Source organism: Pseudoduganella sp. R-31 (assembly GCF_049913235.1).
GTDB lineage: Bacteria > Pseudomonadota > Gammaproteobacteria > Burkholderiales > Burkholderiaceae_D > Rugamonas.
In genome coordinates this window covers 2,725,206-2,751,104 of the sequence record NZ_CP183986.1, presented here as the reverse complement: position 1 = coordinate 2,751,104, position 25,899 = coordinate 2,725,206, and the positions used below count along the sequence as shown (strand labels likewise).

The window sequence follows — 25,899 nt, the reverse complement described above, 5'->3', positions numbered from 1 at the left end:
TGACACGGCCTCAACTGGTATCGGATGAGCCCGTGTCACACTCGGGGTGTGACCCCAAGGTGTGACACGGGCTCGGCTGTTCTTAGAGCATGTCGGCGAAGCCGAGCCGGTCGGTGGTGGCGTGGCGGGCGTCTTCGATGCTGACCTTCTTTTCGGCCAGCAGCTTGCGCAGGCATTCGTTCATCGTGTAGCAACCGGGGGCGGACTTGCGCTCCATGACATTGCGCAGGTCGGCCACATTGCCGTTTTCGATCACGGCCGCCACGTCGGGATTGACGGTCAGGCTTTCCGTACCCAAGTAGTAGCGGTCGCCATCCATCGCCGGCATCAGCGCCTGGCACAGCACGCCGCGCAGGGCGTGCGCCAGTGCCTGGCGTTGCGGTTCGGTGTTGCCCAGCAGGCGGATCATCTTTTGCAGGCCGAGCTCGGTCGAGCGTGCATGCAGCGAGGCCAGCACCAGCGGACCGGATTCGGCCAGCGCCAGCGCTTCGTGTGCGGTCTCCGCATCGCGGATCTCGCCGATTACGATCACGTCGGGACGTTCGCGCAGCGCATCCTTGGCGCCCAGGTCGAAGGTTTCAACGTCGCCGTCAAAGCCGACTTCGCGCTGGGTGATCACGCACTTGCGTTGCGGGATCAGGGTCTCGACCGGGTCTTCGATGGTGATGATATGGCCGGAACGGTTCTTGTTGATGTCGTCCAGCATGGAGGCGATGGTGGTCGACTTGCCCTGGCAGGTGTCGCCAATAATCAGCACCAAACCGCTCGAGAGCTGCGCGAACTTTTCTTCCGTCGGGCGCAGGCCCAGGCCAGACAACAGCAGCGGTTCTTTCGGGAAGCGGCGAATCACGCAGCCGAGGCGCTTCTTGCCCTGGAAACTGAAGCAGTTGGCGCGGATGCGCGCAGTGTGCAGGTCGATGGCGCGGTCGAAGGCGCGGTCCTGGATGCGTTCGCGCCAGTTTGGCTCCACCACTTCAAAGAATTCTTCCAGCTCTTCGCGCGTGATCGGCGAATCGGTCACGGCCACCAGGCCCTTCGGCTGGCGCAGCAGCAAAGGGCTGTTCTGGTGGATCAGGATGTCCGAAAAAACCAGTTTGGAATTCAGCAGGTGCAGGATTTGCTCGACGAGGGTGCCAAAGACCGGGTGGTCTTCGTTCTCGATATACGTCAGGGTGCGAATTTGCGAGGTTTCCATTGTGCCTGTGTTCTCCAATTGTTACGCAAGATTCTATTGCATTTGCTTTGTAGAATGTAAGTGGCTGGTGAACAACATTTATTTCGGATATTCAAATCCGGTACGGAGATCGTAGGCAAAACTGCGGCCGCGCTCGCTCACAGTCAGCCGTTGCGGCGGTTCCTCGCCGGCCAGCGCACGCGACTTCACATGCAGGCCTTCTCCTTCCCGAATCAGCTTGTCCGCACGCTCGTAAACATTTTGACAACCAGTTTCGGCAATCAGGGCCTGCACGATGGCGATCTTCCACGCTTCCACCGCAGCCGACTGGAACTGGCACACCAGGTAGCCATCCTTGCCGCCATAACTCTGCACCAGCAGGCCGGACAAGCCATCTTCATCGCCGAGCACGATCGGCACCAGCTCATCTGGCCGCGCCGCTTGCAGGGAATGGATGCGGCGCGCGATGGCGGCACGCACGCGCCGTTTCACCATGGCGTGGTCGACCGGCTCGTCTTCACGCAGGGTCCAGACGCGGGCTGCGATCTGCGACTTGGCGTTATAGGCGGCGCGGGCCAGGAATTGGCGCGATGAGGACACGACCGTGGCCGTGGCGCCTGGCTTGTTTTTCTCTGCGGGACGGCCGTCGACGCGCTCGATGGCGGACAGGTAAATATAGGGATCGCCGGCAAGGATGGATTTCTCCTTGCCCTGTTTGATGATGATGGTAAGCATGGGCGAAATGATACAGGAGCGACGCCCTGCCCGCGGCATTTGCATTCTGTTCCCGCAAGGCGGCGTCCTGTCGCATTGCGCAGGCATCAGGGCGCCGGCTTCGATACGATGTTTCTTATTCAAATTGAGGAGAAACAAGATGAAGATGTCTGCTGCAATGCGCAATGCCCTGGTCGCCGCTTCCGTTTTTGCTGTCGCCGCTCCGGTTGCCGTGGTCTCAGCCGCCCCGCTGGGCTGGTTTGCCGGCGAACGCGTGCAGGGCAATGGCAAAATCTCCAGGCAGGCGCGGGAAGCGGCCAACTTCACCGGCCTTGGCCTGGGCTTGCCCGGCAGCGTCGAAGTCCGCATCGGCAGTACCGAGAGCGTGAGCATCGAATCGGATGACAACATCCTGCCGCTGATCGAAACCGTGGTCGAAGACGGCACCCTGCAGATTCGTCCTGTCCGTCCCAACCTGCAGTTCGATACCCGCAACCTGAAGGTTGTGATCATTGCAAAGAATCTGGAACGAATTTCGGTTGGCGGCTCCGGCTCGGTCGATGCGGAAGGCCTGCGTGGCGGCAAACTGTCCTTCAATGTCGGCGGCTCCGGCTCCATGAACTTGCGCAATATCGAAGGCGAGTCCGTCACCGTTTCCCTCGGCGGCAGCGGCAACCTGAAGGCAAGCGGTTCGGCCGACAAACTGAAGGTGTCGATTGGCGGTTCGGGCAAGGTCAGCACCGGGCAACTGGCGACGCGCGAAGCTGCGGTCAGCATTGGCGGTTCAGGCCGCGCTGTGGTGTGGGCCAAGCAATCGCTGTCGGTCAGCGTGGCTGGCTCGGGCGATGTCAGCTACTACGGTGAGCCGCAGCTCACCAAGAGCGTGATGGGCTCCGGCAGCGTGAAGCGCCTGACTGGCAACCCGAACTGATCAATGCCTCTGTCCCGGCCCGTGTCGCCACAAAGTTCACGGGCCATCGTCCCTCAGAAATTCTTCTAATTTTTCACCTGCGATCAGCTTGTCAAGCCGCGCAAAGGAGAACGCCCCGGCGGGGCGTTGTTCACTGGGGGCTTAGAGGTCGAACTTGAGGTCAGCGCTGAACGTGCGCTGGGCATATGGGTGGAAAGCCCAGTACTTTTCGCCGTTCAGGTTGTCGATGCCGACCGATGCCGTCCACTGGCGATTGAAGCGGTAGCGCAAGCGCACGTCGGCGACCAGGTAGTCCGACACTCCCATATACGTTGCCCCATTCGGATCGCTGTTATCCAGCGTGCCGAACTGCTTGCCGCTATAACGCACACCGAATGTACCGGTCCAGTGCTGGCCCACATGGTAAGACGCCAAGGCATTCGCGCGCCACTTCGGCACGCGCGGTTGCCGCTTGCCGACGCTGGAAGGCATGGCATCGTTCGAGACGATCTCGGAATCCGCATAGGTAAGACTGCTTTGCAGCGTCAGCCCATGCGTCAGGACGTCGTCAGCCTGTTGCGACAACTCCAACCCACGTGTACGGATCTTGCCCACGTTCTGTACCGTATTCACAGTCGCAGTCAGCGGCTGCGAATACAAGGCATCGCGCGTGGCTTCGCCAAACAGCGTGGCGCGCACACTACCCTGCGCTGTCATGCGCTCCGCTGTCATCTCGCTGGTCCACGATTTCTCGGCACCCAGGTTCGGATCCGTGTTGACGATCCTGTCGTCCACGATGGAACCCTGGAACAGCTCCGCCGCGGTCGGATTACGTACCGCACGGCCGATGGATGCCTTCAGGCTCCAGGTCTCGCCTGCACGCCACGCCAGCGCAGCCTTGGGCGACCAGGCCTGCTCGCGGCGTTCGGTGAAAGGCAGCAGATTTCCAGTCGCAGCCGAGATTTGTCCACCATATGCGCGCCAGGTTTCCTGCCTCAGGCCAAGCGTTGCCTTCCAATCCGGCAACAGCCGCCAGGTGTCCTGCGCATACAGGCTCTCAAGCCGCGTATTGCCATTGAAGGTCGACACATGCTTGCCGCCTGCTCCTGCGATCCAGTCCGCCACGCTGGTCACATGCGTGCGCAACCTGGCATTCTCGCGCTGCACGCCAAACTCCACTTGGTGCACAGTGCCAGCGCGCCAGCTACCGCGTAACGCCAAAGTGTTCCACCCACTGCCTCCCATATCGGTCAGGTTGCCCTGCCCGCCTCCTGTCGGCACTCGTGCGAGGTCGCGCGAATAGTCGTAAGCACTGCCGGCGATTTCCCAATTGAAGCTGCCGCGCCCGTGCGTTTTCAACGACAATCCGTGCATCAGATGTTCAAGGTCCGCACGCGCACCAGCAAAGTCGGAAGGCAGCAGCGTAAAACGCTTGCCGCCGATATTGATTGCGCCGCTGGTCACGGCATTGCCTGCGCCATCGCGCAAATACGATTCGGCACTGCGCACCACGTCGTTCCGCCACCAGCCCAGCGTGTAGCTGGCACGCAGCGTTGGCGACAAATCATATGCCAGCTTCAGCTTGGCGTGGTCCTGCACCGTGTTCACCTGGCCCGTGCTGCCAAGGATGTACCAATCCTTGCCGGCGGGATTGCGATCCCCAACAGCGCCTGTCACGGCCACGCCGGCCGGCTCGCCCGGTTTTGGCGCGACGCCTGCCGACAAAAGCTTGTTGGCAAAGGCGATCGGCTGGCCGTCGCTGTCAAGGCGCGACAGGTTCAGCCACCACGCCAAGGCGCCCGTCCGATTACCCAGCGAGGCGCTGTACTGCCTGCCGGCATGGCGAGAATCAGTTCCGTATTGCTCGAAATCCTGGCTCACCCACGACAGTTTGGCGTGCGCCTCCAGCTTGCTTGGCATGCGGGTCTGGAAATCCACCACCGCGCCCACCGAGTTGCCTGCATAGGCGGCTGAAAACGGACCGTACAGCACGTCGACGCGTTCGATTTCCTCCGGCGTTACCAATCCCCAGCGCGGGGTGTAGCTTGCGCCATTTCCCAGCAGGTTGGAGAGCAGGATGCCGTCCGCATACACCAGTGAACGTGCACTGTTGCCAGTGCCGGAAGCGCGGCTGGCCAGCACAGCATGGTCGTAATCGCCGATAAAACGCTTGCGCACATTCAGGCTTGGCAGGTATTTCAGCGCATCCTCGCTATCGAAGGCGTTGATGCGGTCTTCCACCTGCGCCCCGGTGATCCCTTCGATCGTGGTCGGTATCTGCGTAGGCAGCGACGTCGGGCGGCCACCGTTGATCGTCACCACGTGGTCCGCTTGCGCCGGGCAAGCCAGGCCCATCGCCGCCAGCATTGCGGCCAGCGGTTTGTATTGGCATTTCATGATCAGCCCCTAGCGCGTTTCGAGGGTGGCTTCCCAGTTCGCGCTGCCGAACTGGCAGGACTGGACGATCTTGAAGGTGTGGCTGCCCGCCGCCGGCATTTTGCCGAACATGACAAATTCGTCGTAGAACTCGTCAGGCAAGGGACCGCCGCGCCAGGCCAGGCTGTCGGGCGTGCGTTCGATGCTCCAGCCATTCTTCAGCATGGGCTTCATCGGCGCAAAGCCTTCCGGCAGCCGGATGCTGACCGCCACCGTGGGGCTGCCATTGCAACCATGGCCGACACGGAACACCAGCTTCTGGTAGCTGCCCGCCGCAAATTCACGCTGCTCCAGCGAGATATGGGCGTGCGCGGACGCTGCCGCGAGCAGTGCTGCGGCCATCAGGTATTTTTTCATGGTCGGCTCCTTAGTGCTTGGGAGCGGTGTACGACAGCGGCTTGACCGGCACTTGCACTTGCACCGTCTCCTGCTTCTTGCCCTTGCCCTGGATCACCAGCGTCATGGGCACCATTTCGCCCGCCTTCATCTGGCGCTTCAGGTCCATCATCATGATGTGGTAGCCGCCGGATGCCAGCGCCACCGGTTTGCCGGCCGGGAGGTCGATGCCTTCGACGGCCGACATCATCATGCGGTCGCCCTGCATCGACATCTGGTGGATTTCAATAATGCCGGCGGCAGGCGAACGCACCTCCACCAGGCGCGCGTCCTGTTTGGAAACGAGCTCCATGAAGGCGCCGGTGGCCTGTGCGGCCGGCACGGTGGCGCGAATCCATGGCTCGCGCACGGTAACTTGTGCCGCGGCGGAGGCGGCGAAGGCGATCGACATTGCGAACGCGAAGAACTGCTTTTTCATTTTTCACTCCTTGATTCGTTAAATGGGGGACGAAATCAGGCGTGTGCAGGCGGTCCTCGCGGATTGGACGCAGACCACACCGGCAGTGGTTGTGGCGACTGGTAGAACAGGGTTGGGCGCATGGTCGCACCGTCGAGGGGCAACGGCAAGGCAAGGTCGGTTGGCGGGAGGCCAAACCAGCCGGCATGCGGCAAGCAGTAGGAACAGTCTTCCATGTCCATTTGCGCCATCGGCCGCGCCGGGGACTGCGCTTTGCTGCGGTCGGTCACGGCCACGAAGGTGGCGTAATCGAGATCGCCGACACCGGTCACGCGCGTGCCGTCGTTCAGGCAGATCTCCCATGTGCGCGGCTTGCCGTTCACCGCATGCGAAATTGCCGGCGCAAGTGCGTTCATCAGGATGGCGAAGCACGCGATCCAGATCCAGCGCAAGCGGGTTGACGATTTGATATGCATGGCGGGCATTATAGCCTAGCGGGACGCTTCCATTTGCGCAGCCAGCTCCCGCGCGGCGTGCCAGCGGCTGGCAGGTGAAGGATGGTCGAAGCGTGCGACATTGGGGGAGTGGCTGTGCTTTGCCAGCTTGCGGAAATAGGCCGCCAGCGCCTGCGGCGGCCATCCGGCGCGCGCCGCAAACAGCAGGCCTTCGCGGTCGGCTTCCAATTCCTGTTGCTGATTGAAGCTCGCCAGTTTGCGCATCAGGGCACTATCGTTGTCGATATCGTATTCGAATTCGGCGAAGGGCTGCGTCGCCCGCCCCGGCTCGAGCCGCAGCGCCTCTTCGAATTCCTTCAGGTTGTGACGCAGTACCGCGTGCATGATTTCGTGCGCCAGCAGCATTGCCAGTTCCGCATCGGACAGCGCCAGCTCATCGACATAGGCGCGGCTGACCAGTAGTTTTCCACCCGCCATGGCAAAGGCATTGGCATCGCCGTCGGTCGTGGTGTGCAGCTCCCAGTCCCATGCGGTCGTTTCCGGAAACTCGCGCTTCGCCTGCTCGATCAAGGGGCGCGCCAGCGCTGCCACCCGCGCGCCAAAACGCTCATCGTCGACAAGGCGATAGCCTTTGCGAAGCTCATCGAGCTGCCCGCGATACAGCTTTGCGGAACCGGCCATGACTTCAGCCTGCGTCACCGCCTGGGCCGTGGCCCCCTGGACGAGGAATAGAAAGGCAATCAGGTAGCGCAACATGATGAGCACATTCTGCCACCGATTCGCCGGATCAGGACTTCCAGACCTCGCGCGTGACTTCCACGGTGGTGGCGCCGTCGGTCAGCCAGATCTGGCCGTCCTGGATCGTGCACTGCAGTTGCATGGAACGCTGCGCCATCTTTTCCAGCGCGGCGCTGGCCTCGGCATCGATATTCACCACGCTGACGTTCCTGGCGCGGTCGATCTTGCTGGCGAGCTGCTTCCACCACACGTGCGAGGCGGAGCTATAGGAATACACCATCACTTTCTCGGAACGCCCGGCGGCCTTCAGGATGCGGCGCTCGTCCGGCTGGCCGACTTCAATCCACAACTGGATGGCGCCGGTCAGGTCCATCTGCCACAGGTCAGGTTCTTCGGTATCGGAAATGCCTTTCGCATTCACCAGCGCTTCATCGGCGTGGATCGCGAAGGCGACAATGCGCACCATCAGGCGTTCATCCGTTTCGGACGGATGGCGCGCCAGGGTCAGCATATGGGTTGCGTAGTAATTGCGGTCCATGTCCGCGATGGACAGTTCCGCCTTGTAGATCGTAGATTTCAGTGCCATTACTAATTATTTGAAGATTACAGTTCGGTCGCCGTTCAGCAGGATGCGATGTTCGACGAACCATTTCACGGCGCGCGCCAGCACCACGCACTCGACGTCGCGGCCGATCGCGGTCAGCGCATCCGAATCCATGGCGTGGTCGACGCGCTCCACGTCCTGCTCGATGATCGGGCCTTCATCCAGGTCGCCGGTCACGAAGTGGGCGGTGGCGCCGATCAGCTTCACGCCGCGCTTGTGCGCCTGCGCATAAGGCTTGGCGCCCTTGAAACTGGGCAGGAAGGAATGATGGATGTTGATCGCCTTCCCTTTCAGGCGTTCGCACATCGACGGCGACAGGATTTGCATGTAGCGCGCCAGCACCACCAGGTCCACCTTGTGGTTCTCCATCAGTTCCGCGATGCGGGCTTCCTGCGCCAGCTTGGCTTCCTCCGGCGCGCCGGTTGCCAGCGGCAGGTGGTGGAATGGAATGTTGTAGCTGGCCGCCAGCTGGTAGAAGTCCATATGGTTGGACACGATGGCTGGAATGTCGACCGGCAGCAGCCCGCTCTTGTAGCGGAACAGCAGGTCGTTCAGGCAGTGGCCGATCTTGGACACCATCAGCATCACGCGCGGCTTGGCGTGCGCATCGTGCAGCGCCCATTCCATGCCCATGGCTTCCGCCACCTTGGCGAAATCCTCGCGCAGTGCGGCATCGGTAAACGCGGCATCCTCGCGCGCAAAGTGCACGCGCATGAAGAATCGTTGCGTTTCCGCGTCACCAAACTGGGCGGAATCGATGATGTTGCAACCATGTTCAGCCAGGAATCCCGATACACGATGGACGATGCCGCGCTGGTCGTGGCAAGAGAGCGTAAGGATGTATTCTGGGTGATTCATGGCATTTCAAGTCATGGGCGGGACGGTATTGTCGCATGAACATTGCCACGTCTGGCAAATTCCGGAATAGAATGACCGTACTTTTTTATAAAAAAGGAGCAAAAATGGAGAACACCCAGTTCCGCCTCGCCGCCCGTCCGGTCGGCCTGCCCAAGGACAGCGACTGGCAAATCACCAAGGAGCCGGTGCGCGAGCTGGCCGACGGTGAAGTGCTGGTCAAGACGCTCTTCCTGTCGCTCGACCCCGCCATGCGCGGCTGGATGAACGACGCCAAATCCTATATCCGCCCGGTCGGCATCGGCGAAGTCATGCGCGCCGGCGGCCTGGGTGAGGTGGTCGCTTCCAAATCGCCGCGCTTTGCCGTGGGCGACCAGGTCGGCGGCGGCTTCGGCGTGCAGCAGTACTGGGTCGGCGCCGCCGACGACCGTCATGCCGGCCTGCACAAGATCGACACCCGCCTGGCTCCCGCGACCACCTGGCTCAACACCCTCGGCATACCGGGCATGACCGCCTACTTCGGCCTGCTCGAAGTGGGCCAGCCGAAAGCCGGCGAAACCGTGGTGGTGTCCGGCGCGGCCGGCGCCGTCGGCCAGACCGTCGGCCAGGTGGCCAAACAGCTTGGCTGCCGCGTGGTCGGCATTGCCGGCGGCAAGGAAAAATGCGATTTCGTGGTCCATGAGCTCGGCTTCGACGCCTGCATCGACTACAAGGGCGGCGATGTGCGAGCCGGCCTGAAGGAACACTGTCCAAATGGCGTTGACGTATACTTTGACAACGTTGGTGGCGACATCCTCGACATCGTTCTCACGCGCATCAACCTGAAGGCCCGCATCGTGATCTGCGGCGCAATTTCGCAGTACAACAACACGACGGCGGTCAAAGGACCGGCCAACTACCTGTCCCTGCTGGTGAACCGCGCGCGCATGGAAGGCATGGTCGTGTTCGACTACGCCGACCGCTACCACGTAGCCGTTGCCGCGCTCGGCAAATGGCTGCAGGAAGGCAAAATCAAAAGCCGGGAAGATGTCGTGCAAGGCATCGAGAAATTCCCGCAGGCGCTGACCATGCTGTTCGAAGGCAAGAACTTCGGCAAGCTGGTGCTGCAAGTCGCCTGAGCCCCTTCCCCTGCGGCTCCTTCTGCGCGGCCTAACCGACGCAGCGAAGGAGCCAGCATGAGCCAGCAAAACCAGGGCGCCACGGCAAAAGATGCCGTGGCGCTACTCACCGCCGACCACGACAAGGTCAAGAAACTGTTCCGTGAATTCGAGAAATGCGATGCCTCGCACCAGGGATTGAAGCACGACCTGGCGCAGCAAATCTGCATGGACCTGACCATTCACGCCACCATCGAAGAAGAGATTTTCTATCCCGCTGTGCGCGCCGAGACCGGCCACCAGCAGCAAGTCGATGAAGCCCTCGAGGAGCATGGCTCGATCAAGGAGCTGGTCGAGCACATTCGCGGCATGGCCACCGGGAACGGCGAGCTGGATGCCACCGTGCAAAAACTGCACGAATGCGTGGAACACCACGTTACCGAAGAAGAACAGCAAATGTTCCCCAAAGTCCGCCAGAGCGATGCCAACCTGGCCGAACTGTGCGAACAGCTCAAGGACCGCAAGGAAGAACTGGAGCATGACTTCGGCGCCACCCCGGTGCGCGGCAACAACACCGCCGAAGCGGAGGGCGAACGTTCCGCCACCGGGCAGGCTGGTTCCTGAACCGAAAAAAAAGTTTGAACTTTATTGCAGACCTTCCCTCCAAGCCCAAGAAGCAGCCGCGACGCTGCTTCCGGCCCGGGCACACGCCCGGATTTCTGGGCACATTGAGGGAGGTGGATCATGGCTACACAGGACGAGCAGGTCAGAATCGGCAATGGCAAGCGCGGCTTCGCAGCGATGGATAAGGAAACCCAGCGCATGATTGCCAGCAAGGGCGGCCAGGCCGCGCACCAGAAGGGCACGGCGCATGAATTCACCCCGGAAGAAGCGCGCCGCGCCGGCCAGAAAGGCGGCGAAGTGGTGAGCCGCAACCGCGAGCACATGGCGGAAATCGGGCGCAAAGGCGGCGAGAGTCGACAGACTGCGCGCGGCGGCAACCGGCAAGGCGAAAAAGGCGAAGCAGGCTGAGGCCTGCCTGGCGAGCGCTGGCCGCGCCTTGCGTCAAGCACGGCGCGCTCCAGCGCGTCGCCAGCAGCGGCCGGCATTAATAGTCGTACACGTGCTCCACCTCGACGCCCTGGCGCGGCGCGTCGACCAGGTAGCGTGACAATGCCGACACCCGCATCACCAGCGCCACCCGCTTGCGCCCCGGTTCGGTCAGGATCGGCTGTTCGAACAACACCCGCGTGTCCGGTGGCGCCGCCGTGCCCTGCCCGCGCGTCAGTACCGTCACCAGGATGACGCCGCTGTTGCCGGCAATGTCCTGCAACTGCACGTCCTGCAGCCCAAGGCGCGTTGCTGCCAGGCGGAAGTCGTAATAGCGCGGCAGCTCCAGCACGGCGCGGCCATCGTCCAGCATGCGCAGCAGCTTGACGTTGGGCATGTCTGCCAGGTCGTAAGGCTCGTGGTCGACCACCACCTGCGTCGTCATCAGGGCCGGCTCGTAGGCGGCACTGGTCGCCAGCTTGATCAACTTGCCGTAGGCCGCCTTCACCAGGTATTCGGTGGTCAAGGCATAGCGCCGCTCGAGCTTGCGCAGCATATTGGCGCCGAACAGCGGCGTATCCGTCCACAGGCCTTTCAGCTTGATGCTGAAGTTGTACAGGTACCAAGGCTCCTTGCGGATGAAGTCGACGTAATCCTGCGCCACGCGCGCGCCGTATTCGTCTTCCGGCGTCAGCGCCGAGGCGGTGGCCCAGCTGATGCGGCCCAGCGTGTTTTCATACAGCGAGCGCAAGCCATATTCCACCGAGGTACTGCCGCCGATGACGCCGATCATCACGTGATAGCCGGCGTTGCCCGGATACCTGGCACGCACCTGTTCTTCAGTCACGGCTGCATAACTGGTCCAGATCTGGCCTACATGCCCGAGGAAGGGGAAGTTGTGGGCCGGATGCTGCTTCACATAGCGGGCGTATTCGGCCGGGCTGTGCACCAGGAACCATTCAGGGAAGGTCAGGAAAGTCTGCTCCACGCTGCGCCGTTGTTCCGCCGCAATCGGGCTTTCGGCGGAACTGGTCAGGCAAGCGGCCAGCAGGCTCAAAGCCAGCAAGAGTTTGCGCATATCAGATCCGTTTGAAGGCCATCAGGACGTTCGCGGACGGATCGCCAGCCTGCACGATGCGCTCGCCCGTGTGCTCGAAGCCGGCTGCTTCCACGCGCTTGATCCATTCGTCCACCGAAGCGAAGAAGCGCAGCTCCGACGAATTGACCGCCCACGGCTCGCCCAGGCCGGCATTGAACACGCAATGGGCCAGGCTGACGAAATCGTCCATGGCGCGGTCTTTCACGTCGTGGTCGCGCACCACGAAATAGCCGCCGGGACGCACGACATTCGCCACCGACGCCAGGAACGGCGCCAGCTTGTGCGGTTCCATGTGATGCAGGCCGACGAAGCAGCTGACCAGGTCCGCGCTTTGCTCCGGCAGTTCGATGGGCGCGAAGTCCTTCATCTGCACGAACTTGCCGACCTGCAGCAAGCCGCCCCGCTCCACGATATCGACAGGAGAATAGCCTGGCGCCTTGTCGTGCACCAGCGTCACTTTGCCCTTCAGCTTGAGGTGCTTGCGCAGTGCGTTGACGTAGCGGCCGGTGGTGCCGATCTCCACGTAATCCCTCAACACCTGGTCGCCCAGCAGGCGCTTGGCCTGAACACCCATTTCTTCTTTCTGCACCATCAATGACGGCAAGGCATAACGCAGCAGCGACAGCGGCGGCGTAATGCCCGGCAGGCCAGCCTGCAAGGCGCGGTAGATCGATTCCTCGTCGTCGTTTTCGGTGGTCGCCTTGCGGATCAGGGTGTGGAAGCGGTCTTCCGGGAACAGGTTGAAGATGTTCTGCAGGAAGGCGTAGAACTTGTCCGCTTCGCGCTCGCTGCCGTACACCGAATGGAACAGCGAACGGCGCGCCGCTTCGCCATCCGGGTTCAGGTCCAGCGTCGGCGCATAGTATTTGTCCCACAGGGCGCCGCGCAAGCGGTACTCGGGATCGAGCTCGCGCTTCATGGCGAACAGCTCTTTCGCGCGCGGGTAGGCGCGGTGGAATTGTTCATGCGTGCCGTGCAGCTGGTATGGCAGGTAGTAGGTGCCGCCGCATTCCAGCACGGCGTCGATCAACTCGCGCGTCCACACGCCAACGCGTTCGCGCGCATTGTCGCGCGTGCGCTGCTTGTGGTACAGCACGAAAGCGAAGGTCTCGCCGCGCGCCCACGACAGCAAGGTGCCCGGATCGGACAGTGCATGGCGAATCGAGATATTGATGGTGTTGACACGATGCTTGGCCAGGATAGCCGACAGCTTCGGCACGAATTCGTCCATGCGCGTGCAAGGCACGAAATACTCCTGCAGCACGTAGGTGCGCTCGGTGCGGCCCAGCGGCTCCAGTTCCGCCGTGTCGTAGCCGGCCTCGTAATTGCGCCAGTGGACCTTCTTCTTCCGGTACAGCAGCGGGTCGAGCAGGTACTCGCGGCGCCATTTGCCGAACGGCGATTCGGACACCGACCACAGGAAATACAGCTCCGCCAGGTAGGCGCGGTTCAGCGGTTGCAGGCGCGGCTTGTCGGCCGGCAGGTCGGTCACGGTCCAGGTCACGGCGCGCGCACGGTTGTACTGCGGCGGATACAGGTCGGCGTTATGGAAAGTGATCTCCTTGCGGCCGCGCACATTCACGTCGAACCACGCCGGGTAATCCCTGGTCGCCAGCTTTACGCTGCCGCGCTGCACGCGCGTATTCGGCACCAGTTCCAGCTCCGCCTCGGCGATGATGCCGATCGCGCCGTAGCCGCCAATTGCCGCGTAAAACAGCTCGCTGTCCTGCTGCGGGCTCGCTTCGCGCACTTCCCCGCTGGCCAGCACCAGCGTAATCGAACGCACCGACAGCACCACCGGGCCCAGGCCCATATAGCGCCCGTGGGCATTGACCGACAGCGCGCCGCCGACGGTGAAATTGGCATAGGTCTGCATGATCTTCACCGACAACCCGTGCGGGTCGATGAAGCGCTGGATATCGCACCAGCGGATGCCGGCCTGCACGCGGATCAGGCGGTCCGCCGGCGAGAATTCGAGCACGCGGTTCATGCCGCGCAGGTCAAGGTGCAGGCTGCCGGGGCTGGCCGTATGGCCGCCCATGCTGAAATGGCCGCCGCCGATGGAAATCGGCAGGCTGGTCTTGCGCAACGCATCCTGCAGGTCGGCCGTGGTGCTTGGTGTCGCTACCGCGTAGACATTGATCGGGTTGAGCTGGGTGACGTCGTTTACAGTTGGCATAGTCTTACTTTGCGATGTTCACTTGCAGGTAATCGTGGCGCGACAGCGGGTCGTCGCCATAGCGGTTCTTGCCTTCTCCGCCGCGGCGGCAAAGCAGGAGCAGTACCCAGAGCGGGCCCAGGACAGGGATCAACAGCAAAAGAAGACTCGGGCCGGAGCGGCCGATATCATGCAGGCGCTGGGTGGAGACGGCCAGAGCGCCCCAGGTGAAGGCCAGCGCGAACGCGGCGGCGCCGGGATCGCCAAGCAGCTCATTGGCGAGCATGCCGAAGGCCAGGCAGACCAGGCCAAGCGCGATGATACGTGTCAGCCAGGTGCGGCGATTGATGCGCCCCTGGCATCGGAAATATTTTGCTAGCAGTTCCATTTCTTTTCCACAAAGGACGGGGCGGGCCCGAAAAGTGGACTAGCTTAGCAAATCCTCATAAGGTTGCAAAACGGAATTCATATCGGAACACCGATGATCACGCTCGACGCCTTGAACAAGGCGGTTGCTTCGATGCCCACTTCGAGCTCCATCGCTTGCTCGCTGTCGCGCGTGACAGTGGCCGCGATGGTGCCGCCGCCGGGCAAGGCGATGGTCACCTCGGAATTGACGGCGCCAGGCTGCACGCGGCATACCGTGCCGCGCAGCTGATTTCGCGCCGACAGTTTGCCGGTTTCGCCGGTCGCCAGGATGATCGAAGAAGCCTTAACTAAAGCGAAAGCTTCCGTTCCTTCTTGCAAACAAAGGCTTTCTGCGCTCTCGTGTGTGATGATTGCAACAATCTCCTGGCCGCCAACAATGCGCAGGATGATTTCGTCATTGACCGCGCCCGGCTTGATGCGTGTGACGGTTCCGGAGAATTGATTGCGCGCGCTGGTTTTCATTTTCATTGATTGCAACAGGAGGTAATCATCTGCCAACCCTTGCGATTGGCGGCTCAGGTGTTTCATGAACACCCTGTGCTCGTATTCGATGCGGCGGAAGTTCGCCACCAGCTGCGCGCCGCGATGCGTGAGCCGCGTACCGCCGCCGCCCTTGCCGCCGGCGGATCGTTCCAGCAGCGGTTCGCCGGCCAGGTTGTTCATCGCATCGATCGCATCCCATGCAGCCTTGTAGCTCATGCCGATTGCCTTGGCGCCTTGCGTGATCGAGCCATGCTGCGCGATGCTGGCCAGCAATTCGACGCGCTGGTGGCCGCCGAAGTCCTTGCCATCAAGCGTGATCCACACCTCGCCTTGCAGTGCGACCTCTTTAACCATTGCTGCCCTCTCCGGCCACGCGGCCGTCAGCCATCGTCAATACATGCCCCCCGAAAGTGGCGGCGTCGTCGGGATCATGCGTAATCAGCAGCATCGGGATATCGAGCCGGCGCTGCAGGCTATCGAGTTCGGCGCGCATGCGCACGCGCAGCGCCGGGTCCAGCGCAGCGAATGGCTCGTCCAGCAGCAGCGCACTCGGTTCCGCCACCAGCGCACGGGCCAGCGCCACGCGCTGCCGCTGGCCGCCGGATAATTCCGCCGGCCGCTGATGCGCGACCTCGGCCAGGCCAAAGGCTTCCAGCCAATAGCGCACTGCTTCCGGCTCGCCGCGATGCGACGGATTGAACCAGCCGCGCTGCAGGCCGAAGCCGATATTCTGCCGCACGTTCAGGTGCGGGAATAAGGCATAGTCCTGGAACAGGTAGCCTACGCGCCGCTTGCGCGTCGGCACATCGATTCCCGTGCTGCTGTCGAACAGCTTCTGCCCATCCAGTTCGATCATGCCGCTGTCAGGACGCGACAAGCCGGCAATCGCTTTCAGCATCTGGCTCTTGCCGGCACCTGATGCGCCGTAAATCACGACCCGCTTGCTCGCCGATTCGAACCGCGCATCGAGCAGGAAGCTGCGCGGCCCGGCGCGCAGGGCCTTGCGGATATTCACACTGATCGTCATGCCGCCCCCTGCGCGCGATTCGGTACCAGCCGGTTCGCAGCCACCAGCACGATAATGCAGGTGAGCGACGTAATGATCACCAGCAGGTTGGCCGTATCGTCCTGCCCCGCCTGCACCGCCTCATAGACGGCAATCGACAGCGTTTGCGTCTTGCCGGGAATGCTTCCCGCCACCATCAGCGTGGCGCCAAACTCGCCCATCGAACGAGCGAAAGCCAGCAAGGTGCCGGCCAGCACGCCGCGCCACGCCAGCGGCAGGCTGACACGCAGGAATACGCCAAGCGGCGGCACGCCCAGCACGCGGGCGGCTTGCTCCAGCTGCACGTCGACAGCTTCGAAGGCCGAGCGCGCACCTTTCAGCACCAGCGGAAAAGCGACGACCGCTGCCGCGATGACTGCACCTTGCCAGGTGAAGATCAGGTTGATGCCGAAGTGCTGCTGCAGCCAATGACCTAACGGGCCATTGCGGCCGATCAGCACAAGGAGGTAATAACCCAGCACCGTCGGCGGCATCACCATCGGCAGCGTGAGCAAGGCATCCAGCACATCGCGGCCGGGGAAGCGGCCGCGCGCCAGCAGGTAGCCGAAGCCGACACCCAGGACCAGGTCAATCAAGGTGGCCCACAACGCCACCTTCAGTGACAGGCCAAGGGCGATCAGCGCAGCATCCATTGCTTATGGTTTTCCGAATCCGTGGCGCGCCAGGATGGCCTGGCCGCCGGCGGACATGATGAAATCGGCAAAACCGCGCGCACCCACCGGATTTGGCGCGTCCTTGATGACGGCCAGCGGATAGGTGATCTGCGTCCTGGTCGGCACCACCATCGCTGTGCGCACCTTCTCCGCTTGCGAAGCGACGTCGGTCTGGTACACCAGGCCTGCCTCGACTTCGCCACGGGCGATATAGTCAAGGCTCTGGCGCACATTCGTTCCGAACACGAATTTGGGTTCCAGTTCGCCCCACAGCCCTATTTTTTCCAGCGCGCCCTTGGTGTAGCGGCCAACAGGCACGCTGGCCGGATTGCCCGTGGTCAGCCGCTGCAGCGCCGGCTGGCGCAAGTCGGCCAACGTGCGCAGTTCCAGCTTGCTGCCGAACGGAACAGCCACCACCAGGCGATTGCTGGCGAAGTCGCGGCGACTGCCCGGCGCCAGGTGCGGCTGGGCCTTGTCCATGGCGTCCTGGTCGGCGGAGGCAAAGACATCCACCGGCGCCCCCTTGGCAATCTGGGCCACCAGCGCATCGGATGCTGCAAAGTTCAGCAGGACCTTGTCGCCCGGATGGGCTGCTTCGTAGGCCGCTGCTGCCTCACGGAAAGCGTTGTTGAGACTGGCTGCGGCGGATACAGTGATATCTGCAGCAGAGGCGGCGCCAGCGGCGCCCAACAGCAAGACAGCAGTGATACGTTTCATCAGCATTCCTTTGCAAAAGCGCAATATACACGATTATACAGCGCAAAGTTTTTTGAATCGTCCTATAATTTCAGGAAATCCTGAAAATTCAAAAACTCAAGGAAGCAGATCAAGAAATGGTAAACCTGAGCCCCCTCGCACAGAAATTCATCCTCCACTTTGGCGAAATGGGCAGCCGCTGGGGGATCAACCGCACTGTCGGGCAAATCTATGCCCTGCTCTACGTCAGCAACCGCCCGCTGAATGCCGATGAAATTGCAGAGCACCTGGAATTTTCGCGTTCCAACGTTTCCATGGGCTTGAAGGAACTGCAATCCTGGCGCCTGGTCAAGCTGCTGCACCAGCCAAACGATCGCCGCGAATATTTCGAACCGCCGAAAGACGTGTGGGACATTTTCAAGGCCTTGCTGGAAGAACGGCGCCGCCGCGAGGTCGAACCGACCCTGTCCATGCTGCGCGACGCGATGCTCGAATCCGCCTCCACGGCGGAAGACCGCTATGCCCAGGAACGCATGCGCGAGATGTATGAACTGATCGAGCTTTCCAGCTCCTGGTTCGACGACGTGCAGCGCCTGTCGCCGGACACCCTGGCTTCCCTGATGAAAATGGGCTCCACCGTCAAGAAGCTGCTTGATGTGGGCGACGTTGTGCGCGGCAAATTCCGCTCCAGCCGCAGCGAGGCTGAAGAGGACAGCAAATGAAGCCCCCCGGCCGCCACAGCCTGGCCCTGACCATCACGATCGCACTGGCCGTCAAGGCCTTGCTGCTGTACGGCCTGTGGTACGCCTTCTTCTCGCATCCGCAAACCAAGAAAATGCGGCTGCCGACCGGGCAGGTGGAAAAACACCTGCTGGCGGCGCCCGCGCCAACCCTTACCGAAAAGGTCAAAGATGGCACCCGTCGATGAAGTTGTTGCCCTGTCCCGGCTGCAGTTCGGGCTCACCGCCCTATACCATTTCCTGTTTGTCCCGCTGACGCTGGGCCTGTCCTGGATCCTGGTCATCATGGAGTCGGTCTATGTGATGACCGGCCGCGAAATCTATCGCGACATGACCAAGTTCTGGGGCAAGCTGTTCGGCATTAACTTTGCCATGGGTGTTACCACCGGCATCACGCTGGAATTCCAGTTCGGCACCAACTGGGCTTATTACTCGCACTATGTGGGCGATATCTTCGGCACGCCATTGGCGATCGAGGGCATGATGGCCTTCTTCCTCGAATCAACCTTCGTCGGCCTGTTCTTCTTCGGCTGGAACAAGCTCTCCAGGCGCCAGCACCTGCTCGTCACCTTCCTGGTGGCCTTCGGCTCCAGCCTGTCCGCGCTGTGGATCCTGATCGCCAACGGCTGGATGAACCATCCGGTCGGCGCGGAGTTCAATGTCGAAACCATGCGCATGGAACTGACCAGCATCGCCGACGTGATCTTCAACCCGGTGGCGCAAGTGAAGTTCGTGCATACCGTGGCGGCAGGCTATGTCACCGCCTCCATGTTCGTGCTCGGCGTCTCCGCCTGGTATTTACTAAAGGCGCGCGACGTGGCGTTTGCCCTGCGCTCGTTCGCGATTGCCGCAGGCTTTGGCTTGGCCTCGACCCTGTCCGTGATCGTGCTGGGGGACGAATCCGGCTACACCGTGGGTGAAGTGAACAAAGTCAAATTGGCCGCCATCGAAGCCGAATGGCACACGGAACCCGCTCCTGCCGGCATCACCGTATTCGGACTGCCCAACGACGAGCATCAACGCACCGACTACGCGATCAAGATCCCTTACGTCATGGGACTCATTGCCACTCGCTCGATCGACAAGCCGGTCACTGGCATTTCCGAGCTGAAGGCGAACCACGAAGTCCGCATCCGCAATGGCATGAAAGCTTATGCCGCACTGACGCGCATCAAGGCCGGCGATAAGTCGCCCGAGGCGCTGGCAGGCTTCAAAGCGCTGCAGGAAGACTTGGGCTACGGTCTGCTGCTCAAGAAGTACACGCCAAACGTGATCGACGCCACCGACGCCCAGGTAAAGATGGCGGTGGATGACACCATCCCCAAAGTAGCCCCGCTGTTCTGGGCCTTCCGCGGCATGGTAGGACTTGGCCTGGCCTTCCTGTTCATCTTCAGCGCCTCGTTCTACTTCCTGATCCGCCAGCGCCTGGCGCCGCAGCGCTGGCTGCTCAAGCTGGCCGTGTTGGCGATCCCGCTGCCGTGGATTGCCGCGGAACTGGGCTGGATCGTGGCGGAATACGGCCGCCAGCCCTGGACGATTGCGGGGATTTTGCCGACCCACCTGTCGGCCTCCAGCATCCAGCCATCGAACCTGTATTTCAGCCTGGCCGGCTTCGCCTTGTTCTATACCGTGCTGCTGGTGATTGAAATGAAGCTGATGTTCAAGTACGCCCGCCTCGGCCCAAGCGCCCTGCACACCGGCAAATACCATTGGGAGCAGCAAGCATGATCTTCGACTACGAAACCTATAAGGTGATCTGGTGGTGCTTCGTCGCCGTACTGCTGCTTGGCTTTGCACTGACCGATGGGTTTGACTTCGGCGTCGGCATGGCGCTCCCCTTCCTCGGCAAGGACGACACCGAACGCCGCGTCATCATCAACACCATCGGCCCGACCTGGGAAGGCAACCAGACCTGGTTCATAGCCGCGGGCGGCACGCTGTTCGCAGCCTGGCCGCTGGTGTATGCCGCGGCATTCTCCAGCCTTTACATCGCCCTGCTCGTCGCCCTCTTCGCCCTGTTCTTCCGGCCGGTGGGCTTCGACTACCGCAGCAAGATCGCCGACCCGCGCTGGCGCAACAGCTGGGACTGGGGACTGTTCATCGGCGGCTTCGTGCCACCGCTGATCTTCGGCGTCGGCATGGGCAACGTGCTGCAAGGCGTCCCGTTCCGCTACGACGACCTGCTGCGGCTCGAATACACCGGCAATTTCTTCCAGTTGCTCAACCCATTCGGCCTGCTGTCGGGCGTGCTGGCTGTCGCCATGCTCGCCATGCACGGCGCCACCTTCCTGCACCAGAAGACGGAGGGCGTCATCGCCGAGCGCGCGCGCCGCATGGCGATGGTTGCCGCCGCGTTGACCATCGTATTGTTCGCCGCCGCCGGACTATGGGTCGCCACGTCCCTGCCCGGCTACCGCATCACCGCCATGCCCGATGCCGGCACCGCCTTCATGCCTCCGGCGAAAACCGTGGTACTTGCCGCCGGCGCATGGATGGACAATTATTCGCACTGGCCGCTGACGCTGGCCTTCCCGGCGGCAGCCATCCTCGGCGCCGTGCTGGTGATCGTGCTCAGCGCCGCAGGCCGCACCGTTGCAGCCTTCCTTGCCAGCGGCGTGAGCGTCGCCGGCATCCTGCTCACTGTTGGCGGCGCCATGTTCCCCTTCGTCCTGCCGTCTTCGCTGGCGCCCTCGCACAGCCTGACTGCATGGGACGCCACCTCCAGCCACAAGACACTGGCCGTGATGTTCTGGGTCGTGGTGATCATGCTGCCGATTATCGTGATGTACACAAGCTGGGTGTACCGCGTGGTGCGCGGCAAGGTCACCAGCGCCCATATTCACGAAAACGAACACACCGCTTATTGAAAGGAATCAGTCATGTGGTACTTCACCTGGATCCTCGGCATCTGCGTCGCCGTCTTCGCCGCCATCATCAATGTGATGTGGTTGGAGGCGAACTACGCCTTCGGAGAGCGCAAGGAAGAACTGACGCGCGCCCGCTTCGAATCCGCACGCGACGCCGATGTGTAACGGTCGCAGGGCCAGTACAGTACTGGCCCTGGATTGCTCAAGTGTCGCTTCAGCCCGCGGCAAGCGGCAAATACACTTGAGGCCATGAAAACCGTTCCGCTCAAAACTGTTGACGTCTTCACCAGCACGCCCTTCAAGGGCAACCCGGTCGCTGTCATGCTTGACGCCGCTGGCCTGTCCACGGCGCAGATGCAGCAAATCGCGAATTGGACCAACCTGTCCGAAACCACCTTCGTGTTACCAGTAACCGCCCTTGGCGCCGACTACCACGTGCGGATTTTCACTCCCGGTGGCGAACTGCCTTTCGCCGGGCATCCAACCATTGGCACGGCACACGCCTTGTTGGAAGCCGGCATGGTGACTGCCCGCGATGGCGCGCTAGTCCAGCAGTGCGCCGCTGGACTGGTCCGCTTGACGGTGGAAAGCGCCCCGGACGGCGCCCAATGGATCGCGTTTGACCTGCCCACCCCGACCTGTACCGCGCTCGACGCCGGTCAGGCTGATGAATTGCACGCTATCCTCAACACGCCAGTGGCGCAAGGCGCCTCACCTCACCTGGTCGAGGTCGGCGCGCGCTGGGTAGTCGCGCAGTTGCCGAGCGCAGAAGCGGTGTTGGAATGCGCTCCGGATTTTGCGCGGATGAAGGCGCAAGACATCAAAGGCCGCCACACTGGCGTGGTGATCTTCGGTCCGCACGCTGCAGGCGCCGCGACACATATCGAAGTGCGCGCCTTCGCCCCTGCACATGGCATCAATGAAGATCCGGTTTGCGGCAGCGGCAATGGCAGCCTGGCCGCCTACCTGCGCCACACCGGCCAGGCCGACGCCTTTGGCCGCGAATTCCTTGCGTCGCAAGGCGCGCGTGTCGGACGTGTGGGAATATTGAAACTGTCGACCGGCGACAAGCTAATCCGCGTCGGCGGCAACGCCATCACCTGTGTTGACGGAACCATTACGCTACCCTGATCACTTCAGGGTAGGCAGGCCGCGCCTCTTCATGGAAAAGATCGCCGAGGTAAAGGGCCAGGTCGGCCTCCTCGACATCGTGCGGGATGACGAAGTCGGCCGCGCGCCGCTTGCCGTCCGAACCGGGATAGAAAGCAGCCCACTGGCCGCCCTGGCGCTCAATATGGATGCGCGTGCCGAATACATTGAACTTCAACGACATTCAAAGCTCCTCGATGCGTAAAGTGCCCGACTGCAGCGGGCGCACGAGGATATTGTACACATCGATATCGAAGCTCACAGCGGCCGCACGCGGCTTGTCGACACCAAGATAGCACCAGCGATCGACGATCGCACGCTGGCGCAGTCCCGCCGATTCTTCGACGATTGCCACCGCGCCAGCGAACGGCCAGCGTGTCACGCGCAACGGTTCCAGCGCCTGGCGTACCCGTGCCGCGTGATCGGCTGCAGGCTCTTCGCCAGTGCAAGCGCCCTTGCAGCGCGCCACCTGCCGCGCAAAACACGGCCGACCCGGAACGCCCTTCTCAAGCCCGGTCGCCACCGGGCACAGGCTACGTGCATGAACCACGTCGCGCAGCGTTTCGATGGCCGCCTTTTTGCTGCCAAACAGTCCATATAGCTGGCCGGCCAGCGCAAAGTCCACTTCCCGTGCAAAGACGATCTCGGGACGGTCGCCCGCCATGCTGATCGAGCACATTTCGCGCAGCCTGCGCAGCTTGGAATTGAAGACCGGCTGGTGCCGTTTGACCAGTTCCGATTCGCGCAGCAAAGCGCCAATCTCGCCGCCGGTGCGCTCGAAGTCGATCGTGGCGGCGCGCGCCAGCATCTGCATTTCCTCCGTCGTTCGCATGTGCGACAGCACCCGTGTGCGGATATTGACGCTCTTGCCGATGTAGACCGGCTTGCCGGCCGCATCGCGAAAGATGTAAATACCCGGCAGCGACGGCAAGGCATCGATGCATTCTCTGGGGATGTGGGCGGGATAGCTGAAGTTCAATACGGGGTCGCTGACCACCAGCAGTCCCACCGAATTGACGTGGGTGCGCATGCGGCCATGATACCATTCGCCCCGCCATGAAATACCTCAGCGCTTACTCAGAACAGACACTTTCGCAGGTCCGCCAGGTAATGGACCAGGGCCGCCTTGGCGAAGTACTGCTGCAACGTTATCCGAAAGCCCACGATATCCGCAATGACCGTGCGCTGTACGACTACGTCCAGGATCTTCGCAACGAATTCCTGCGCAATGCGGCCCCGATTGACAAAGTGGCTTTCGACAGCAAGATCCACGTGATCAACCACGCGCTCGGCCTGCACACCTCCGTGTCACGCGTCCAGGGCGGCAAGCTGAAAGCCAAGCACGAAATCCGCGTCGCGACGATGTTCAGGGAAGTGCCGCTGGAATTCCTGCGCATGATCGCAGTGCACGAACTGGCCCACGTAAAAGAAAAGCAACACGACAAGGCGTTCTACAAGCTGTGCACGTATATGGAGCCGAACTACCACCAATACGAGTTCGACACCCGCCTGTACCTGACGTACCTCGATGCGTCCGGCAAGAAGCTCTGGCCTTAGCCGCGCAGGCTTTGCACCAGGGCCGTCGGCGAGGCGTTCACACGCACCATGGCCGCGTGCTGGGGCTTGATGAATCCCTGGTCGCGGGCGTGCTCGATGAAGCCGACCAGCTTGTCGTAGAAACCATCGACGTTCAGCAGGCCAACCGGCTTGCTGTGGATGCCGAGCTGCGACCAGGTCAGCATCTCGAACAGTTCTTCCAGCGTGCCCATGCCGCCCGGCATGGCGATAAAGCCATCCGACAACTGCGCCATCATGGCTTTGCGCTCGTGCATATCCTTGACGATGAACTGGCGCGTCAGGCCGTTATGGCCTACTTCGCGCTCGACCAGGGCGGTCGGGATCACGCCGGTCACTTCGCCGCCAAGGCGCAGCACTTCGTCGGCAATCACGCCCATCAAGCCCACATTGCCGCCGCCATACACCAGCGCCAGGTTCTGCTCCACCAGGGCCGCGGCCAGCGCACGCGCCTGTTCGGCGTAACGAGGGGAGGCGCCGGCATTGGCGCCGCAATATACGCAAATCGATTTCATTTGAGCTTCTTCAGGTATTCTTCAGACAGTTTCTGGAACAGCAGGCTGGTTTCGCCGCGCAGGTAAGGGCCGATCTGGGACAGCACCTGGTAGCAGCCGCGCGCCAGTGCATCCGCCATCGATTGCTGTTCGGAGTATTTGCGCGGGTTGCGCACGTATTCGTAGGATAGCCAATACGTCGCCACTACCACCATATTCACCGACATCGCGTCGATCGCCATGTCGCTGGCTTCCAGCGAGCCTTCGCTGCGCAGGTCCAGGCACAGATTGCGCGCCACCTTGATCTTGTGGGCCAGCAGTTCCTTGAACTCCAGCTCCAGCTTGCGGTTGCGCGACAGCAGGTCGTTCAGGTCACGGTAGAAGAAGCGGTAACGCCAGATCAGCTCGAACATCAGGTGCAGGTACAGCCACACGTCCTCCACGTTTGAGCGGCGGCCGCTAGGCACCTGCAGCATGCGCTCGGCTTCGGCCTTGAACTGGACGAAGATGGAGTTGACGATGTCGTCCTTGTTCCTGAAATGGTAATAGAGGTTCCCCGGGGAGATATTCATCTCCTCGGCAATGACGGTGGTCGTGATATTGGGCTCGCCGAACTCGTTAAACAAGCGCAGCGAGAGTTCCAGGATGCGTTCGCGGGTTCGTCTTGGCGCTTTTTGTAGCATAACAGGGGGGCTCTATTGTTTCCCCTGCAAGGATATCACTATTAGAAGCTTTCCAGAAGTTACGCTTTTTTCGTTGTGGCCTTTTTGACGGGCTTTTTCACCAAAGCCTTCAATTCTTCGACCTGCCGGCTCAGTTCATCCATCCGGTCGATCAGGGCGTTGATGTCCTGCCGCATTGGCACGCCAATCGAGTCCAGCGCCCGCGTCACCCGCTCCTCGAACACTCTTTCCAGCGAATTGACGGTTTCGCGCACATGGACGGCGCGGTCGCCTTCGACGGCTCGGGCACGTTTTTGCAGGTCGGTGAAGGCCCCCAGCCCCGCCTTCCAGATCTCCTGTGCCGATTCGCGTACTGCCTTGGTCAGCCGTTCTTCGCTTTCCTCAAACGATTTCGTCTTTTTACCCATGGCGGCGGCTCCTGTATTTATTCTGCTGCCATTGTAAGTCGCGCTCTCTAGAACGGGGCTTCTAATGCGGTCTACAATGCCCGCATGGGGCCGAAAATCCTGTGGGTGCTGCTGCCGTTGGCGGTGTACGCCGCCCTGCTCGCGCTGGCATGGCGCGGGAAAGCACCGTCGCGCCTTGCGCTCAATATGCATAGCAGCCTGCTGCTGATGGCCTACCTTCTCTGCACTGCCGGCCTGGGATTGTTCTGGGTCGCCAACCAGCAGCTTCCCGTGTTCGATTGGCATTACCTGTTCGGCTATGCGACGCTGCTCCTGGTGTCGCTGCATCTGTTCTTCAATTTGCCGACGGCCCTGCGCTGGCTGCGGCAGCGGCATGGCTCGCCGCCAGCGCCGCACCGGCCTGCCGGCGCCAGGGCGTGGCGCGGCAGCGTGCTGATCGCCGGTATCGCGGGGGCTTTGGTGCTGGCCTTTGCGCTTGGTGCGCATTGGGGCGCACGCGGCGTACCGCCCCCGGTTGGCGTGACGGATGCGCGCGGCGACACTCTCGCGGCTGCCATTGCGACGGTGCTGCGCT

32 protein-coding genes are annotated in these 25,899 nt (G+C 61.9%); 11 read left to right on the top strand and 21 right to left on the bottom strand.

Going from position 1 to position 25,899, the window contains the following annotated elements; translation table 11 throughout:
• Positions 1-82: 82 nt before the first annotated feature.
• On the bottom strand, positions 83-1,195 hold the full coding sequence (locus ACN9MY_RS12650; protein WP_426171094.1) for a type IV pilus twitching motility protein PilT: 1,113 nt from the start codon (positions 1,193-1,195) through the stop codon (positions 83-85).
• A gap of 78 nt (positions 1,196-1,273) precedes the next feature.
• Entirely contained in the window at positions 1,274-1,909 is a 636-nt protein-coding gene (locus ACN9MY_RS12645) for an SAM-dependent methyltransferase (RefSeq protein ID WP_426322735.1), read from the bottom strand.
• A gap of 139 nt (positions 1,910-2,048) precedes the next feature.
• Between ACN9MY_RS12645 and ACN9MY_RS12640 the strand changes: the two genes are divergently transcribed.
• On the top strand, positions 2,049-2,819 hold the full coding sequence (locus tag ACN9MY_RS12640; RefSeq protein ID WP_426337412.1) for a head GIN domain-containing protein: 771 nt from the start codon (positions 2,049-2,051) through the stop codon (positions 2,817-2,819).
• Between the two features lie 141 nt (positions 2,820-2,960).
• On the opposite strand, the gene ACN9MY_RS12635 is transcribed toward ACN9MY_RS12640, so the two are convergent.
• From ACN9MY_RS12635 to purU, 7 genes are read right to left on the bottom strand one after another with little or no spacing between them, the layout of a single operon-like run.
• The gene (locus ACN9MY_RS12635; protein WP_426337411.1) at positions 2,961-5,195 is read right to left on the bottom strand and encodes a TonB-dependent receptor; all 2,235 of its coding nucleotides are present in this window, start codon (positions 5,193-5,195) and stop codon (positions 2,961-2,963) included.
• Between the two features lie 9 nt (positions 5,196-5,204).
• On the bottom strand, positions 5,205-5,591 hold the full coding sequence (locus ACN9MY_RS12630) for a YcnI family protein (protein WP_426171088.1): 387 nt from the start codon (positions 5,589-5,591) through the stop codon (positions 5,205-5,207).
• Positions 5,592-5,601: 10 nt separating this feature from the next.
• Complete coding sequence (locus ACN9MY_RS12625; RefSeq protein ID WP_426337410.1) at positions 5,602-6,048, bottom strand: copper chaperone PCu(A)C; 447 nt, start codon at positions 6,046-6,048, stop codon at positions 5,602-5,604.
• A 35-nt stretch (positions 6,049-6,083) separates the two neighbouring features.
• A complete protein-coding gene (locus ACN9MY_RS12620) occupies positions 6,084-6,503 on the bottom strand; it encodes a DUF2946 domain-containing protein (RefSeq protein WP_426337409.1) in 420 nt (139 codons plus the stop codon).
• A gap of 15 nt (positions 6,504-6,518) precedes the next feature.
• The gene (locus ACN9MY_RS12615; protein WP_426337408.1) at positions 6,519-7,238 is read right to left on the bottom strand and encodes a M48 family metalloprotease; all 720 of its coding nucleotides are present in this window, start codon (positions 7,236-7,238) and stop codon (positions 6,519-6,521) included.
• A gap of 31 nt (positions 7,239-7,269) precedes the next feature.
• Positions 7,270-7,806 carry a YaeQ family protein gene (locus tag ACN9MY_RS12610; RefSeq protein ID WP_426171081.1) on the bottom strand — a complete coding sequence of 179 codons (537 nt, stop codon included), beginning with the start codon at positions 7,804-7,806 and terminating at the stop codon, positions 7,270-7,272.
• A 6-nt stretch (positions 7,807-7,812) separates the two neighbouring features.
• Positions 7,813-8,682, bottom strand: coding sequence for a formyltetrahydrofolate deformylase (purU, locus tag ACN9MY_RS12605; RefSeq protein ID WP_426322723.1), 870 nt, complete (start codon positions 8,680-8,682; stop codon positions 7,813-7,815).
• A 104-nt stretch (positions 8,683-8,786) separates the two neighbouring features.
• Here purU and ACN9MY_RS12600 point away from each other — a divergent pair, with 104 nt between their 5' ends.
• The 3 genes from ACN9MY_RS12600 to ACN9MY_RS12590 all read left to right on the top strand — a co-directional run bounded on the left by ACN9MY_RS12600 (position 8,787) and on the right by ACN9MY_RS12590 (position 10,808).
• Entirely contained in the window at positions 8,787-9,797 is a 1,011-nt protein-coding gene (locus ACN9MY_RS12600; protein WP_426337407.1) for an NADP-dependent oxidoreductase, read from the top strand.
• A 57-nt stretch (positions 9,798-9,854) separates the two neighbouring features.
• Entirely contained in the window at positions 9,855-10,400 is a 546-nt protein-coding gene (locus tag ACN9MY_RS12595) for a hemerythrin domain-containing protein (RefSeq protein WP_426171075.1), read from the top strand.
• Positions 10,401-10,520: 120 nt separating this feature from the next.
• Positions 10,521-10,808, top strand: coding sequence for a KGG domain-containing protein (locus ACN9MY_RS12590; RefSeq protein WP_426171074.1), 288 nt, complete (start codon positions 10,521-10,523; stop codon positions 10,806-10,808).
• Positions 10,809-10,884: 76 nt separating this feature from the next.
• Here ACN9MY_RS12590 and ACN9MY_RS12585 read toward each other — a convergent pair whose 3' ends face one another.
• The 7 genes from ACN9MY_RS12585 to modA all read right to left on the bottom strand — a co-directional run bounded on the left by ACN9MY_RS12585 (position 10,885) and on the right by modA (position 17,431).
• Entirely contained in the window at positions 10,885-11,904 is a 1,020-nt protein-coding gene (locus ACN9MY_RS12585; RefSeq protein WP_426337406.1) for a hypothetical protein, read from the bottom strand.
• A gap of 1 nt (position 11,905) precedes the next feature.
• A complete protein-coding gene (locus tag ACN9MY_RS12580; protein ID WP_426337405.1) occupies positions 11,906-14,104 on the bottom strand; it encodes an FAD-binding protein in 2,199 nt (732 codons plus the stop codon).
• Between the two features lie 4 nt (positions 14,105-14,108).
• Complete coding sequence (locus tag ACN9MY_RS12575; protein WP_426171070.1) at positions 14,109-14,471, bottom strand: DUF805 domain-containing protein; 363 nt, start codon at positions 14,469-14,471, stop codon at positions 14,109-14,111.
• 77 nt (positions 14,472-14,548) lie between these two features.
• A complete protein-coding gene (locus tag ACN9MY_RS12570; protein WP_426337404.1) occupies positions 14,549-15,349 on the bottom strand; it encodes a TOBE domain-containing protein in 801 nt (266 codons plus the stop codon).
• The gene (locus ACN9MY_RS12565) at positions 15,342-16,022 is read right to left on the bottom strand and encodes an ATP-binding cassette domain-containing protein (RefSeq protein WP_426337403.1); all 681 of its coding nucleotides are present in this window, start codon (positions 16,020-16,022) and stop codon (positions 15,342-15,344) included. Before ACN9MY_RS12565 ends, ACN9MY_RS12570 begins: the two co-directional genes overlap by 8 nt.
• Positions 16,019-16,693 carry a molybdate ABC transporter permease subunit gene (gene modB, locus ACN9MY_RS12560; RefSeq protein WP_426171065.1) on the bottom strand — a complete coding sequence of 225 codons (675 nt, stop codon included), beginning with the start codon at positions 16,691-16,693 and terminating at the stop codon, positions 16,019-16,021. The genes ACN9MY_RS12565 and modB overlap by 4 nt, the downstream gene beginning before the upstream one ends.
• 3 nt (positions 16,694-16,696) lie before the next feature.
• Positions 16,697-17,431 carry a molybdate ABC transporter substrate-binding protein gene (gene modA / locus ACN9MY_RS12555; RefSeq protein ID WP_426322713.1) on the bottom strand — a complete coding sequence of 245 codons (735 nt, stop codon included), beginning with the start codon at positions 17,429-17,431 and terminating at the stop codon, positions 16,697-16,699.
• A gap of 116 nt (positions 17,432-17,547) precedes the next feature.
• On the opposite strand from modA, the gene ACN9MY_RS12550 reads away from it, so the two are divergent.
• The 6 genes from ACN9MY_RS12550 to ACN9MY_RS12525 all read left to right on the top strand — a co-directional run bounded on the left by ACN9MY_RS12550 (position 17,548) and on the right by ACN9MY_RS12525 (position 22,148).
• Complete coding sequence (locus ACN9MY_RS12550) at positions 17,548-18,132, top strand: GbsR/MarR family transcriptional regulator (protein ID WP_426171061.1); 585 nt, start codon at positions 17,548-17,550, stop codon at positions 18,130-18,132.
• Entirely contained in the window at positions 18,129-18,338 is a 210-nt protein-coding gene (gene cydP / locus ACN9MY_RS12545; protein ID WP_426171059.1) for a cytochrome oxidase putative small subunit CydP, read from the top strand. Before ACN9MY_RS12550 ends, cydP begins: the two co-directional genes overlap by 4 nt.
• A complete protein-coding gene (locus ACN9MY_RS12540) occupies positions 18,322-19,878 on the top strand; it encodes a cytochrome ubiquinol oxidase subunit I (protein ID WP_426322708.1) in 1,557 nt (518 codons plus the stop codon). The genes cydP and ACN9MY_RS12540 overlap by 17 nt, the downstream gene beginning before the upstream one ends.
• Complete coding sequence (cydB, locus tag ACN9MY_RS12535) at positions 19,875-21,017, top strand: cytochrome d ubiquinol oxidase subunit II (protein ID WP_426322706.1); 1,143 nt, start codon at positions 19,875-19,877, stop codon at positions 21,015-21,017. Before ACN9MY_RS12540 ends, cydB begins: the two co-directional genes overlap by 4 nt.
• A gap of 12 nt (positions 21,018-21,029) precedes the next feature.
• A complete protein-coding gene (cydX, locus tag ACN9MY_RS12530) occupies positions 21,030-21,182 on the top strand; it encodes a cytochrome bd-I oxidase subunit CydX (RefSeq protein WP_426171053.1) in 153 nt (50 codons plus the stop codon).
• Between the two features lie 84 nt (positions 21,183-21,266).
• Complete coding sequence (locus ACN9MY_RS12525; protein ID WP_426337402.1) at positions 21,267-22,148, top strand: PhzF family phenazine biosynthesis protein; 882 nt, start codon at positions 21,267-21,269, stop codon at positions 22,146-22,148.
• Here the strand turns inward: ACN9MY_RS12525 and ACN9MY_RS12520 are convergent.
• Positions 22,135-22,350, bottom strand: coding sequence for a DUF7661 family protein (locus ACN9MY_RS12520; protein WP_426322702.1), 216 nt, complete (start codon positions 22,348-22,350; stop codon positions 22,135-22,137). The two genes, ACN9MY_RS12525 and ACN9MY_RS12520, sit on opposite strands and share 14 nt — an antisense overlap.
• Positions 22,351-23,196 (bottom strand): endonuclease, encoded by an 846-nt coding sequence (locus ACN9MY_RS12515; RefSeq protein ID WP_426337401.1) that lies wholly within the window; start codon positions 23,194-23,196, stop codon positions 22,351-22,353.
• Between the two features lie 26 nt (positions 23,197-23,222).
• Between ACN9MY_RS12515 and ACN9MY_RS12510 the strand changes: the two genes are divergently transcribed.
• Entirely contained in the window at positions 23,223-23,723 is a 501-nt protein-coding gene (locus tag ACN9MY_RS12510; protein ID WP_426337400.1) for a YgjP-like metallopeptidase domain-containing protein, read from the top strand.
• On the opposite strand, the gene ACN9MY_RS12505 is transcribed toward ACN9MY_RS12510, so the two are convergent.
• The 3 genes from ACN9MY_RS12505 to ACN9MY_RS12495 are packed head-to-tail and all read right to left on the bottom strand — an operon-like array spanning position 23,720 to position 25,325.
• On the bottom strand, positions 23,720-24,256 hold the full coding sequence (locus ACN9MY_RS12505; RefSeq protein WP_426171042.1) for a TIGR00730 family Rossman fold protein: 537 nt from the start codon (positions 24,254-24,256) through the stop codon (positions 23,720-23,722). The genes ACN9MY_RS12510 and ACN9MY_RS12505 overlap by 4 nt on opposite strands.
• Positions 24,253-24,918 (bottom strand): TetR/AcrR family transcriptional regulator, encoded by a 666-nt coding sequence (locus ACN9MY_RS12500; protein ID WP_055934831.1) that lies wholly within the window; start codon positions 24,916-24,918, stop codon positions 24,253-24,255. Before ACN9MY_RS12500 ends, ACN9MY_RS12505 begins: the two co-directional genes overlap by 4 nt.
• Before the next feature lie 59 nt (positions 24,919-24,977).
• Entirely contained in the window at positions 24,978-25,325 is a 348-nt protein-coding gene (locus ACN9MY_RS12495; RefSeq protein WP_426171040.1) for a phasin family protein, read from the bottom strand.
• Between the last annotated feature and the right edge of the window lie 574 nt (positions 25,326-25,899).